This window comes from Streptomyces mesophilus (assembly GCF_011044995.1).
GTDB lineage: Bacteria > Actinomycetota > Actinomycetes > Streptomycetales > Streptomycetaceae > Streptomyces > Streptomyces mesophilus.
Genome location: NZ_JAAKZW010000006.1, coordinates 43,130 through 55,641 on the forward strand (window position 1 = coordinate 43,130; position 12,512 = coordinate 55,641).

Sequence of the window (12,512 nt, forward strand, 5' to 3'; positions counted from 1 at the left end):
TTCCGGCAGATGCTGCAATGCGCCCATGGACCATGAGGAAGTGCTGCGGCTGTTCGACCGGCAAGTGCGACGCGGACTGGCGGCGGACCACCCCGGCACCCGCGTCGAGGACACGGGCACGGTGGTGCGCCAGAGCGGGGGAGCGACGGACTGGAACGGAGTCGTGTTCTCCGCCGTCGACGAGACGACCGCCGATGCCGTGATCGCCGAACAGGTGCGCCACTATGGCGCGCTCGGCGTCGAATTCGAGTGGAAGACCTACACGCATGACCGGCCGGCCGACTTGGGGGAGCGGCTGGTGCGGGCCGGGTTCGTGCCCGAGGAGCCCGAGAGCCTGATGATCGCCGAGGTGGCCGCGCTGTCGACGACGGTCGAACTGTCCGAGGGGCTGCGCTTGGTGGACGTCACCGACGAGGCGGGGATCGAGCTCGCCGCGCAGGTGCATGAGCAGGCCTTCGGTACGGACAGCAGCCGGCTGAAGCAGCAGATGCTCGACCGCCTCGAGCACCGGCCGGACAGTTTTGTGATGACCCTGGCGATGGCGGGGGAGCGGCCCGTCAGCGCGGCCCGGATCGAGTTGCGCGACGACGCGGACTTCGCGGGCCTGTGGGGCGGCGGCACCGTCGCCGAGTTCCGCGGCCGCGGCATCTACCGGGCCCTGGTCGCCCACCGCACCCGCATCGCCGCCGCCCGCGGCATCAGATACCTCCAGGTCGACGCCATGCCGACCAGCCGCCCGATCCTGGAGCGGCTCGGTTTCGAACAGCTCAGCGTGACGACTCCGTACATCCGTAAGCCGTAACTCCCGGTGGGCGGCCGGCCCGTCGGCTCAGCGTTCGGCCGCCACCCGGAACACGATCCCCGCCTCCCGCAGCCGCTTCAGGAGTGCGTCGCCCATCGCGACCGCCGGTGTGACCTGGCCGGACGTCCGGGGCAGGTCGTCGAGGGCCAGGGCGAGGGCCGACTCCGCGAAGATCTTCGCCGTCTCGCCATAGCCGGGGTCGCCGCCCGACACCTCCGTATAGACCCGGCGGCCGCCGCCCTCGCCGACGAAGCGCACCGAGAACCAGCTGCGCGCACGGCGCTCCTCGCTCGGGCCTTCACCGGGCGAGACCTTGGACGACAACCACCGGCGCACCGGCGGCACTTGAGCCGCCGCGAGCAGCCCGCCCATCGCCGCGACACCGCCGAAGGCGAACGGCAGCGTCTTGACCGCCGCGTAGTGGCGGTAGCGGAAATCCGGTCCGTAGCGCTCGAGCGCACGGGCGGAGCGCTGTACGACCTGCGCGTCGATCGTCGGCAACGGGAGCGCCCAGGCCCCGACTTCCGCCGCGTACCGCGGTGCGCTCACCGGCGCGTACGCCCGGCGTCCCACCAGGCGCGGCTGGTGCCGGCGCCGTTCCTGCGCTGCCGCGGCCATCTGCCGGCCACGCGCGAACTGTCCGAGCGCGGACGCGAAGGTCCCGCCGGAGAACATCGCCGACGCCCGTACGAAACCGTCGATCCGCAGCGGTACGTCCTCGGGCAGCTGCTGCACCGTGTAGTAGACGCCGAGATCGTGCGGCACCGAGTCGAATCCGCACGCGTGCACAAGCCGCGCGCCCGTCTCACGGGCCCGCGCCTCGTGCTGTACGTAGGTGAGGTCCACGAACTCCGGTTCGCCGGACAGGTCCAGATAGTCGGTGCCGAGGTCGGCGCAGGCGCCGACCAGCTCATGGCCGTACTGCACATAGGGGCCGACGGTGGTCGCCACCACCCTTGCGGAGGCGGCGAGTTCGCGCAGACCCGCGCGGTCACCGGAGTCCACCGCGATCACGGCGACCTTCGAGGCCCGTGGATCGAGCTCGGTGAGGCGCTCGCGCAGCCGCTCCAGTTTGCGGGTGCTGCGTCCGGCGATCGCCCAGCGCAGCCCGTCCGGCGCATGGCGGGCCAGATACTCGGCGGTCAGTGTCCCGACGAACCCGGTCGCCCCGTACAGCACGATGTCGTGGTCGCGCTGGTCCCGCTCACTCATGGCTCACCCTTCAGCCCTGCCCCCGCGCTGTTGTCGGTGGCCGAGGCTAGCGTGCACCGTGCAGGCCGGTGCAAGGGGCCCGGCCAGGACTGGGAGGTACGTCATGGCCGATTCGTTGCCCGCGGGGCGCCCGCCGGCCAGGTCCGCGCTCGCCCGCTGGGAGAAGGTCCGGGCCTTCGCCCTCGAACTGCCCGGCGCCGAAGAGGAATTCCCCTGGGGCGAGAGCGTCGCCAAGGTGCACAAGAAGGTCTTCGTCTTCCTGGGCGTCTCGGACGGCTCGTATCCGATGGGCATGACGGTCAAGCTCAAGGACCCGGAGGCCCATGCGCACGCCCTGACCGCTCCGGGTGCGGAGCCGGCCGGTTACGGCCTGGGGAAGTCGGGCTGGGTGCGCATCCCACTGGAGGGCCCCGATGTCCCGCAGGCTGAGCTGCTGTGCGACTGGGTGGAGGAGAGCTACCGGACGATCGCACCGAAGACGCGGGTCGCCGAGCTCGACCGGAGCGATGGACGATGACGACTCCGGCGAGGGCGACGGTCAGACCCAGAGCGGTCTGGGGGCCGAAGGGTTCGCCGAACATCAGCGCTCCCCAGACCGCCGTGACCGGAGCCATGAGGAACATGAGCGTATTGACCTCGGTGACGCCGGAGCGCCGGAGCAGCAGCCAGTACAGCCCGTAACCCCCGAAGGTCGACAGGACCACGAGCCAGGTGATCGCGCCCCAGAAGGCGGCATCGGCGGGCGGCCGCGCCTGTCCCAGGGCCGCGGCGAGGGCCGTGCAGACGACGGCACTTGTGACGCAGTGGATCGTCAGGGACATCGTGGGCGCGACCGGTGTGCGGGTGCGGCTCTCCAGGAAGGTGGCGGCCACCAGCGACAGCATGCCGACGAGCGGGATCAGATACGCCCACCAGGCGACCCCGGAGCCGGCGGCATCGGCCAGGGTGACCAGGGCGACACCCGCCATGCCCAGGCCGAGGCCGAGCCACTGCCGGCGTGAGACGTACTGATGCAGCAGCGGTCCGGCGAGTGCCCCTGCGACGAGCGGCTGGACGCCGTCGATCAGTGCGGTGGTGCCGCTCGCGACGCCGAGTCGGATCGCGTAGTAGACGGTGAGCAGATAGCCGCTCTGCGAGAGCACACCGATCACGGCCTGCCCGGCCACCTGCCGGGCCGTGAGGCCCCGCCACCCGTTTCCCCGCAGGGTGACGACCACCAGGAGTACGAGCGCGAGCGGCAGGAACCGCCACATCAGGACGGTGACCGCGGACGCCCCGCCCGCGCCGAGCTTGGCCCCGATGAAACCGGAGCTCCAGCAGAACACGAAGGCGGTCGAGAGCAGGATGTTCATCGGCGACCTCCAGTAAACAGATCGGTTTACTCCCTCCACTATACAGATCGGTATACATTGGGGGTATGAGTACTGCTGAGGGGATCCGGCGGATCGCGTTGACCCCCGCCGCGCGGCGCGCTCTGGAAGCCGCCGGCCGGCTCTTTTATGCGCGCGGCATCCATGCCGTCGGGGTGGATCTGATCGCCGCCGAGGCCGGGGTGACGAAGAAGACGCTCTACGACCGGTTCGGCTCCAAGGAGCAGATCGTCGTGGAGTATCTGGCCGAGCGCGACGAGCGCTGGCGGACCTTTCTCGCCGGGCGTCTCGACGCCGAACGCCCGGCGCGCGAGCGCGTCCTGACCGTCTTCGACGCGTCGCGCGCCTGGGCCCTGGAGAACTCCCCCAAAGGCTGCAGCATGGTCAACGCACACGCGGAGATCAGCGATCCCGCCCATCCCGCGTACCCGATCATCACCGGCCAGAAGCAGTGGATGCTGGACCTTTTCACCGGCCTGTGCGCGGACATCGACCCGGACCGCGCGGACCGGCTCGGGCGGACGCTGATGCTGCTGCACGAAGGTGCGCTGGTCGCCCACGGGTTGAACGTGTTCGCGGACCCCATCGCACACGCCCGTGACGAGGCCGGTGCTCTCCTCGCGGCGGCGGGGGAGTAAAAATAAGCGCTTGCTCGGAAACCCTTGTCTTCGCCGCGGCCCGTTCCTAACATCGCTGATGTTACAGCGGTTGTGTCACAGTCGGATCAGTCCGGCAGATCAGTCCGAGCGGGCCGCATCCCCGCGACAACTCACCAGCAGGCGCAGGGGGTTAGATGGCAGGGAACGGGCCACTCGAAGGGGTACGGGTCGTCGAACTCGCCGGGATCGGACCCGGTCCGTTCGCCGCGATGCTCCTCGCCGACCTCGGTGCGGACGTCGTACGGATCGACCGGCCGGGCGGCGCGGGGCTCGCCATCAAACCCGCGTACGACGTGACGAACCGCAACAAACGGTCCGTCGTCGTGGACCTCAAGGACGAGAACGGACCGGCCACGGTCCTCGACCTCGTCGAACGTGCCGACATCCTCATCGAGGGCTACCGCCCCGGCGTCGCCGAGCGCCTCGGCGTCGGACCCGAGCCGTGCCACGCCCGTAACCCCCGCCTGGTGTACGGCCGGATGACCGGCTGGGGACAGCAGGGGCCGCTCGCCCAGCGTGCCGGGCACGACATCGCGTACATCGCCATCACCGGCGCCCTCGGCATGATCGGCAAGACCGACGAACCCCCGGCCATCCCCGCGAACCTCGTCGGCGACTACGCGGGCGGCTCCCTCTACCTCGTCGTCGGCGTGCTCGCCGCACTGCAGCACGCCCGCTCCACCGGCGAGGGCCAGGTCGTCGATGCCGCCATCGTGGACGGCACCGCGCATCTCTCGGCGATGATCCACGGCATGATGGCGGCCGGCGGCTGGCAGGACCGGCGCGGCGCCAATCTGCTCGACGGCGGCTGCCCGTTCTACGGCAACTACGAGACCTCGGACGGCGGTTACATGGCCGTCGGCGCCCTGGAGCAGCAGTTCTACGAGGAGTTCGTGACGCTCCTCGGGATCGCCGACCAGGCGCCCGCGCGCAAGGACCTCGCGCGCTGGGGCGAGCTGCGGTCGGCGATCGAGGCGCAGTTCAGGACGCGCACCAGGGACGAGTGGACCGCCGTCTTCCAGGACTCGGACGCCTGTGTGGCCCCGGTCCTGTCCCTGCGCGAGGCCCCGGACCATCCGCACCTCAAGGAGCGCGGCACCTTCGTGGAGCACTCCGGTATCACCCAGCCCGCTCCCGCCCCGCGCTTCTCCGCGACCCCCGGCACCGTACGCACGGGTCCCGCGCTGCCCGGAGCGCACACCGAGGACGTGGCCAGGGACTGGGACGTGCAGAGCCTCATCACCGACGACAAGGAGCAGGCATGACCACGCCATCAGGTATGGAGCGCAGGCTCTACGGAGAGGAGCACGAGGCCTTCCGTGGCACTGTGCGGACCTTCCTCGAGCGCGAGGTCGTGCCGCACCACGAGCAGTGGGAGAAGGACGGCATCGTCTCCCGCGACGCCTGGCGCGCCGCCGGCAAGCAGGGCCTGCTCGGACTCGCCGTGCCCGAGGAGTACGGGGGCGGCGGCAACACCGACTTCCGCTTCTCGGCCGTGCTCGCCGAGGAGTTCACCCGCGCCGGCGCCTCCGGGCTCGCGGTCGGGCTGCACAACGACATCATCGGCCCGTATCTGACCTCGCTCGCCACCGAGGAGCAGAAGCGCCGCTGGCTGCCCGGCTTCTGCTCCGGCGAGATCATCACCGCGATCGCGATGACCGAACCCGGCGCGGGCTCGGACCTCCAGGGCATCAAGACGCACGCAGAGGACAAGGGCGACCACTGGCTGCTCAACGGCTCGAAGACCTTCATCTCCAACGGCATCCTGGCCGACCTGGTGATCGTCGTCGCCCGTACGACGCCCGAGGGCGGCGCGAAGGGCCTGTCGCTGCTCGTCGTCGAGCGCGGCATGGAGGGTTTCGAGCGCGGCCGCAACCTCGACAAGATCGGGCAGAAGGCCCAGGACACCGCCGAGTTGTTCTTCCGGGACGTGAAGGTCCCCAAGGAGAACCTGCTCGGTGAGCGGGAAGGCGCCTTCCTGCACCTGATGACCAACCTCGCCCAGGAACGCATGGGCATCGCGGTCGCCGCCATCTCGGCGGCCGAGTATCTGCTGCAGATCACGATGGAGTACGTGCAGGAGCGCGAGGCCTTCGGGCGCAAGCTCGCCAAGCTGCAGCACATCCGCTTCGAGATCGCCGAGATGGCCACCGAGTGCGCCGTCACCCGTACGTTCCTCGACCGCTGTATCGAGGACCACACGAACGGGGTGCTCGACCACGTGCACGCCTCGATGGCCAAATGGTGGGCCACCGAGTTGCAGAAACGCGTTGCCGACCGCTGTCTCCAACTGCACGGCGGCTACGGCTATATGACCGAGTACCGCGTGGCGCGCGCCTTCACCGACGGCCGTATCCAGACCATCTACGGCGGGACCACCGAGATCATGAAGGAGATCATCGGACGGTCCCTGCTGCCGTAGCAGCCCGAGCACGCACCCCTCACCCCGCACCCTCGAAAGGCTTATCCGTGAGCACCGAAGCGTACGTCTACGACGCGATCCGCACCCCGCGCGGGCGCGGCAAGGCCAGTGGGTCCCTGCACGGCACCAAGCCCATCGACCTCGTGACCGGTCTGATCAAGGAGATCCAGACCCGCAACCCGGACCTCGACCCGGCCACGATCGACGACATCGTGCTCGGCGTCGTCGGCCCGGTCGGCGACCAGGGCTCGGACATCGCCCGGATCGCGGCCATTGCCGCGGGTCTGCCCGACACGGTGGCCGGCGTCCAGGAGAACCGCTTCTGTGCCTCGGGTCTGGAGGCCGTCAACATGGCGGCCATGAAGGTCCGTTCCGGCTGGGAGGACCTCGTCCTCGCCGGTGGTGTCGAGTCGATGTCGCGGGTGCCGATGGCCTCCGACGGCGGCGCCTGGTTCGCCGACCCGATGACCAACTGGGACACCAACTTCGCCCCGCAGGGCATCGGCGCCGACCTCATCGCCACCATCGAGGGCTTCACCCGCCGCGATGTGGACGAGTACGCGGCCCTCTCCCAGGAGCGCGCCGCGGCCGCCGTCAAGGACGGCCGCTTCGACCGCTCCATCGTTCCTGTACGGGACCGCAGCGGCCTGACCGTCCTGGACCACGACGAGTTCCTGCGCCCCGGCACCACCGCGGACTCCCTCGCCAAGCTCAAGCCGTCCTTCGCGGACATCGGCGACCTCGGCGGCTTCGACGCGGTGGCGCTGCAGAAGTACCACTGGATCGAGAAGATCGACCACGTCCACCACGCGGGCAACTCCTCCGGCATCGTCGACGGTGCGTCGCTGGTCGCGATCGGTTCGAAGGAGGCGGGGGAGCGGAACGGCCTGACCCCGCGCGCCCGGATCGTCTCCGTCGCGGTCTCCGGCTCCGAGCCGACCATCATGCTCACCGGGCCCGCCCCGGCCACCCGCAAGGCCCTCGCCAAGGCAGGCCTGACCATCGACGACATCGACCTCGTCGAGATCAACGAGGCGTTCGCGGCCGTGGTGCTGAGGTTCGTCAAGGACATGGGCCTGAGCCTCGACAAGGTGAACGTCAACGGCGGCGCCATCGCACTCGGCCACCCCCTCGGCGCCACCGGCGCGATGATCCTCGGCACCCTCGTCGACGAGTTGGAGCGCCAGGACAAGCGGTTCGGGTTGGCCACGCTCTGCGTCGGGGGCGGTATGGGCATCGCGACGATCGTGGAGCGCATCTAGAGCTCACGCCGGGGCCGGCCCGCTGTGGCGGGGGAGATGCCGCACGCAGTGCGCATCTCAGGGGCGCGGGGAACTGCGCGAGCAACCCACGACAGCCCGCACCCGGCCCCAAGCCCAGCCGCCTTCCCCGTAGCCGCCACCCGACACCCTCAGACTTCACGGAGACCGCACCATGACGCAGAGCACAACAATCCGTTGGGAGCAGGACGAGACCGGCATCGTCACGCTCGTCCTCGACGACCCCAACCAGTCCGCGAACACCATGAACCAGGCGTTCAAGGACTCCATCGCCGCGATCGCCGACCGCGCGGAAGCCGAGCGCGACTCGATCCGCGGGATCATCTACACCTCCGCGAAGAAGACCTTCTTCGCCGGCGGTGACCTCAAGGACATGATGAAGGCCGGCCCCGATGACGCCCAGCGCGTCTTCGAGACCGGCACCGGCATCAAGGCCGCGCTGCGCCGTATCGAAACCCTCGGCAAGCCCGTCGTCGCCGCCATCAACGGCGCCGCGCTCGGCGGAGGTTACGAGATCGCCCTCGCCAGCCACCACCGCATCGCCCTCGACGCCCCCGGCTCGAAGATCGGCCTGCCCGAGGTCACCCTCGGACTGCTGCCCGCGGGCGGCGGCGTGACCCGCACCGTACGCCTGATGGGTATCGCGGACGCGCTCCTGAAGGTGCTGCTCCAGGGCACGCAGTACAGCCCCAAGCGCGCGCTCGACAACGGCCTCGTGCACGAAGTCGTCGCCACCCGCGAGGAGATGATCGAGAAGGCCCGCGCCTTCATCGACGCCAACCCCGAGTCCCAGCAGCCCTGGGACAAGCCCGGCTACCGGATCCCCGGCGGCACCCCGGCGAACCCCAAGTTCGCCGCGAACCTGCCGGCCTTCCCGGCCAACCTGAAGAAGCAGCTGGCCGGCGCGCCCTACCCGGCCCCGCGCAACATCCTCGCCGCGGCGGTCGAGGGCTCCCAGGTCGACTTCGAGAACGCGCTGGTCATCGAGGCCCGCTACTTCACCGAACTGGTCACGGGCCAGACGGCGAAGAACATGATCCAGGCCTTCTTCTTCGACCTCCAGGCCGTCAACTCCGGCGCGAACCGCCCCAAGGGCATCGAGTCCCGCAAGGTCCGCAAGGTCGCCGTGCTCGGCGCCGGCATGATGGGCGCCGGCATCGCGTACTCCTGCGCCCGCGCCGGTATCGAGGTCGTCCTCAAGGACGTCTCCGCCGAATCCGCCGCCAAGGGCAAGGCGTACTCCGAGAAGCTCTGCGAGAAGGCGGTGAAGCGCGGCCGTACGACCCAGGAGAAGGCCGACGCCCTGCTCGCCCTGATCACGCCCACCGCCGACCCCGCCGACCTCGCGGGCTGCGACGCGGTGATCGAGGCGGTCTTCGAGGACCCGGCGCTCAAGCACAAGGTCTTCCAGGAGATCCAGCACATCGTCGAGCCCGACGCGCTGCTGTGCTCCAACACCTCCACCCTCCCGATCAGCGCACTCGCCGAAGGCGTCGAGCGCCAGGGGGACTTCATCGGTCTGCACTTCTTCTCGCCCGTCGACAAGATGCCGCTGGTCGAGATCATCAAGGGCGAGCGCACCGGCGACGAGGCCCTCGCCCGCGCCTTCGACCTGGTCCGCCAGATCAACAAGACCCCGATCGTCGTCAACGACTCGCGCGGCTTCTTCACCTCGCGCGTCATCGGCCACTTCATCAACGAGGGCGTCGCGATGGTCGGCGAGGGCATCGAGCCCGCCTCCGTCGAACAGGCCGCCGCCCAGGCCGGCTACCCGGCGAAGGTGCTCTCGCTCCTGGACGAGCTGACCTTCACGCTCCCGCGCAAGATCCGCGAGGAGAGCCGGCAGGCCCTTGCGGCCGAGGGCGTCGAGATGCCCGTGCACCCCGCCGAAGGCGTCATCGACCGCATGATCGACGACTTCGGCCGCAAGGGCCGCTCGTCCGGCGCCGGTTTCTACGAGTACGGCGAGGACGGCAGGCGCGGTCCGCTGTGGCCGGGGCTGCGGGAGCACTTCACCAAGCCCGGGTACGAGATCCCGTTCCGCGACATGCAGGAGCGGATGCTGTTCTCCGAAGCCCTCGACACCGTACGGCTGTTGGAGGAAGGCGTCCTCACCTCGGTCGCCGACGCCAACATCGGCTCGATCTTCGGCATCGGCTTCCCGGGCTGGACCGGCGGTGTCCTGCAGTACATCAACGGATACGAGGGCGGTCTGCCCGGCTTCGTCGCCCGTGCCCGCGAACTGGCCGCCACCTACGGCGACCGGTTCCTGCCGCCGGCGCTGCTCGTGGAGAAGGCCCAGAAGGGCGAGCGCTTCTCGGACGCGTAACCGCCACAGGTGGTACGGGAGGCTGCTCAGGCCTCCCGTACCACCGCGGCATCCGGTGACCGGATCGTTCCGGCAGTGGCCCGGATCGAGCCTGGAATCGCGGTGGAGTCCCAGGCCACCATGGGGACATGAGCCGAGCACTGATCGTCATCGATGTCCAGGAATCGTTCCGAGCCCGTCCCCTGTGGGACGAGATCGGCAACCCGAAGATCGCGGAACCCGTGAACCGTCTCGTCCGTGCGGCCCGCGCGGCCGGCGACCGGGTGATCTGGGTGCTGCACCAGGAGCCCGGAACGGGCGGGGTCTTCGATCCGGCCGAAGGCCACGTACGCCTCCTCGACGAGCTGGAGCGGCCGGCTGCCGGGGAACCGGTGCTCCACAAGACCTCGCACAACGCGTTCACCACCACCAACCTCCAGCAACTCCTCACCGAAGCGGGCGTCACCGAGCTGTGGGTGTGCGGAATCCGCGCCGAGCAGTGCGTGGAGACCACCACCCGCGTCGGCAGCGACCTCGGCTACCGCATGGTGTTCGTGACGGACGCCGTGACGACCGACACCGACACCGGATTCAGCCCCGAGGAGCTCATCGCCCGCACCGAGGCGGTGCTGCGCGACCGCTTCGCACGGATCGCCACCGTCGCCGAGTTCGAGAAGGACCTGGCAGCATCGTCCGCGTGAACCGCGTCGTCTTCCTGCTCCTGCCCGGAGTCCACCTGCTCGACCTGGCCGGGCCCGCCCAGGCCTTCGGTCTCGCAGGGGACTTCGGGCATCCCTACGAGCTGGCGTATGTCGCCGAGGAATCCCCGGTGACCAGCGCCCAGGGGCTGCCCCTCGTCGCCGGTACGAAGTGGCCCGAAACAGCCGCGGACGACCTGCTCATGGTGCCGGGCTGGCGCTCGGACGCGCTGCGTCATCCGCCCGCGGCGAGCGAGGCCGTCCTGGAGCGGCTCCGCGCGCACCATGACACCGGCGGCACCGTCGCCAGCGTCTGCGCGGGAGCCGAACTCCTCGGCCGGGCCGGCCTGCTCGACGGACGCCGCTGCACCACGCACCACGACCTGCAGGACGCGCTGGCCGGCCGCTATCCGAGGGCGACGGTCGTACGCGACGTCCTGTTCACGACCGACGACCGCGTGGTCACCTCGGCCGGCATCGCCAGCGGAATCGACCTGGTGCTGCACCTGCTCGCCCAGCGCCACGGCCCGGCACTCGCCGCGCGGGTGGCCCGCAACATGGTGGTCTACGCCCGCCGCAACGGTGACGCGCCGCAGGCGAGCGCCATGCTGCGCCTCCGCTCCCACCTCGACGACACCGTGCACCGGGTCCAGGACCACATCGACTCGCATTACGCCCAGTCGCTGCCGCTGACCGATCTCGCCGCGCAAGTGGGCGTCAGCGAGCGGACGTTGACCCGGATGTTCCATCGCGCCACCGGCGGTCTGACACCGCTGCGCTACCAGCAGACCCTGCGCGTGGAGCGGGCCGAGCACCTGATCGGCCACGGCGAGACGGTGGAGGCGGCGGCCCGTGCCGTGGGGTTCGAGGACGCGCGGATGCTGCGCCGGCTGCGCAGCCGTACGGCGGAGGGCGTCGGGTGAGCGACCGCCGCCGCCCGGTTCAGGCCTCGGCCCCGTCCACGTACCGCCGTCGCAGCTCGTCCTTGAGCGACCGCTGGAACGCCGTGACGAGGGCCTGCACCACCATCGGCTGCATGTCCGCCGACAGCGCCTTCATCGCCTCGACCGCCTCGGGATCCGACTCCCGTTCCCGGTAGGGCCCCCAGACCTCGTCCTGGAACAGCCGCGTCAGCTCCTTGGCCGCCTGCCGCGAGTGCTCCAGCATCACATCGCGCGCCGCCAGGATCGTGTCCTGCGCGATCGGCACGTCGAGCAGCCGCAGCCCCAGATGCAGCAGGCCCGGGTCGATACGGAAGACGTCCGGGTCCTCGGTGCGCTCCAGGACACTCATCGCGGCGAGCCGGTCCACATCCGAGTCCGCCAGCGCGCCGCCCGCGCGCCGGGCCAGCTGCTCACGGCTCATCTCGGTGGCGCCCTCGGGGATCCAACTGGCCACCAGAGCACGGTGGATGGCCAGATCGTGCGCCGTCATATCGGCCGGCAGCTGCTCCATGTACCGCTCGATCGCCGCGAGCGTCAGACCGTGGTGCTGCAACTCCTCGATCAGCGCGAGCCGCGACAGATGCGCCGCCCCGTAACGGCCCACCCGGCGCGGCCCGATCGACGGCGGCGGCAGCAGGCCACGGGTGCTGTAGAAGCGGACGGTACGCACCGTGACCCCGGCGCGGGCGGCCAACTCGTCGACGGTGAGGGAGGGTTCGTACCCGCCGGACGTCCGCTCCCGTCCGAGCTGCCCCTCGGCCTGGGTGGTCATTGCTCGCAGCCTCGCTTCCCGCCTCGCTTCACACCGAGACGCGTA

At 70.2% G+C, this 12,512-nt stretch carries 11 protein-coding genes and 1 pseudogene; 9 read left to right on the forward strand and 3 right to left on the reverse strand.

The features are described 5' to 3' along the window. The first annotated feature begins 25 nt into the window (after nt 1-25). Nucleotides 26-802, forward strand: coding sequence for a GNAT family N-acetyltransferase (locus tag G6045_RS03865; RefSeq protein WP_165330349.1), 777 nt, complete (start codon nt 26-28; stop codon nt 800-802). A 27-nt stretch (nt 803-829) separates the two neighbouring features. On the opposite strand, the gene G6045_RS03870 is transcribed toward G6045_RS03865, so the two are convergent. Then, nucleotides 830-2,014, reverse strand: coding sequence for a saccharopine dehydrogenase family protein (locus tag G6045_RS03870; protein ID WP_165330350.1), 1,185 nt, complete (start codon nt 2,012-2,014; stop codon nt 830-832). Nucleotides 2,015-2,117: 103 nt separating this feature from the next. Between G6045_RS03870 and G6045_RS41175 the strand changes: the two are divergent. After that, nucleotides 2,118-2,417: pseudogene (locus G6045_RS41175) on the forward strand (MmcQ/YjbR family DNA-binding protein); the annotation flags it as partial. On the opposite strand, the gene G6045_RS03880 reads toward G6045_RS41175, so the two are convergent. Then, nucleotides 2,320-3,366: a DMT family transporter gene (locus tag G6045_RS03880; protein WP_206343229.1), complete on the reverse strand. Its 1,047-nt coding sequence runs from the start codon at nt 3,364-3,366 to the stop codon at nt 2,320-2,322. The pseudogene G6045_RS41175 and the gene G6045_RS03880 sit on opposite strands and share 98 nt — an antisense overlap. A 65-nt stretch (nt 3,367-3,431) precedes the next feature. Here G6045_RS03880 and G6045_RS03885 point away from each other — a divergent pair, with 65 nt between their 5' ends. From G6045_RS03885 to G6045_RS03915, 7 genes are all read left to right on the forward strand, one after another. Further along, nucleotides 3,432-4,022, forward strand: coding sequence for a TetR/AcrR family transcriptional regulator (locus tag G6045_RS03885; protein ID WP_165330352.1), 591 nt, complete (start codon nt 3,432-3,434; stop codon nt 4,020-4,022). Between the two features lie 155 nt (nt 4,023-4,177). Beyond that, nucleotides 4,178-5,308, forward strand: a complete 1,131-nt coding sequence (locus tag G6045_RS03890) for a CaiB/BaiF CoA transferase family protein (protein WP_165330353.1) — start codon at nt 4,178-4,180, stop codon at nt 5,306-5,308. Between the two features lie 14 nt (nt 5,309-5,322). Then, nucleotides 5,323-6,465: an acyl-CoA dehydrogenase family protein gene (locus tag G6045_RS03895; protein ID WP_165330402.1), complete on the forward strand. Its 1,143-nt coding sequence runs from the start codon at nt 5,323-5,325 to the stop codon at nt 6,463-6,465. A 47-nt stretch (nt 6,466-6,512) separates the two neighbouring features. Continuing rightward, nucleotides 6,513-7,727 (forward strand): acetyl-CoA C-acetyltransferase, encoded by a 1,215-nt coding sequence (locus tag G6045_RS03900; RefSeq protein WP_165330354.1) that lies wholly within the window; start codon nt 6,513-6,515, stop codon nt 7,725-7,727. A 172-nt stretch (nt 7,728-7,899) separates the two neighbouring features. Beyond that, nucleotides 7,900-10,074: a 3-hydroxyacyl-CoA dehydrogenase NAD-binding domain-containing protein gene (locus G6045_RS03905; protein ID WP_165330355.1), complete on the forward strand. Its 2,175-nt coding sequence runs from the start codon at nt 7,900-7,902 to the stop codon at nt 10,072-10,074. A 128-nt stretch (nt 10,075-10,202) separates the two neighbouring features. Then, entirely contained in the window at nt 10,203-10,754 is a 552-nt protein-coding gene (locus G6045_RS03910) for a cysteine hydrolase family protein (protein WP_165330356.1), read from the forward strand. Further along, nucleotides 10,751-11,674 (forward strand): GlxA family transcriptional regulator, encoded by a 924-nt coding sequence (locus G6045_RS03915; protein WP_165330357.1) that lies wholly within the window; start codon nt 10,751-10,753, stop codon nt 11,672-11,674. Before G6045_RS03910 ends, G6045_RS03915 begins: the two co-directional genes overlap by 4 nt. Nucleotides 11,675-11,693: 19 nt before the next feature. On the opposite strand, the gene G6045_RS03920 is transcribed toward G6045_RS03915, so the two are convergent. Then, entirely contained in the window at nt 11,694-12,467 is a 774-nt protein-coding gene (locus G6045_RS03920) for a MerR family transcriptional regulator (protein ID WP_165330358.1), read from the reverse strand. Nucleotides 12,468-12,512: the final 45 nt, after the last annotated feature.

Bases quoted from the DNA above. Each gene is read 5' to 3' on its own strand.
- G6045_RS03865 (WP_165330349.1), top strand. From the start codon at position 26: ATGGACCATGAGGAAGTGCTGCGGCTGTTCGACCGGCAAGTGCGACGC.
- G6045_RS03870 (WP_165330350.1), bottom strand. From the start codon at position 2,014: ATGAGTGAGCGGGACCAGCGCGACCACGACATCGTGCTGTACGGGGCG.
- G6045_RS03880 (WP_206343229.1), bottom strand. From the start codon at position 3,366: ATGAACATCCTGCTCTCGACCGCCTTCGTGTTCTGCTGGAGCTCCGGT.
- G6045_RS03885 (WP_165330352.1), top strand. From the start codon at position 3,432: ATGAGTACTGCTGAGGGGATCCGGCGGATCGCGTTGACCCCCGCCGCG.
- G6045_RS03890 (WP_165330353.1), top strand. From the start codon at position 4,178: ATGGCAGGGAACGGGCCACTCGAAGGGGTACGGGTCGTCGAACTCGCC.
- G6045_RS03895 (WP_165330402.1), top strand. From the start codon at position 5,323: ATGGAGCGCAGGCTCTACGGAGAGGAGCACGAGGCCTTCCGTGGCACT.
- G6045_RS03905 (WP_165330355.1), top strand. From the start codon at position 7,900: ATGACGCAGAGCACAACAATCCGTTGGGAGCAGGACGAGACCGGCATC.
- G6045_RS03910 (WP_165330356.1), top strand. From the start codon at position 10,203: ATGAGCCGAGCACTGATCGTCATCGATGTCCAGGAATCGTTCCGAGCC.
- G6045_RS03920 (WP_165330358.1), bottom strand. From the start codon at position 12,467: ATGACCACCCAGGCCGAGGGGCAGCTCGGACGGGAGCGGACGTCCGGC.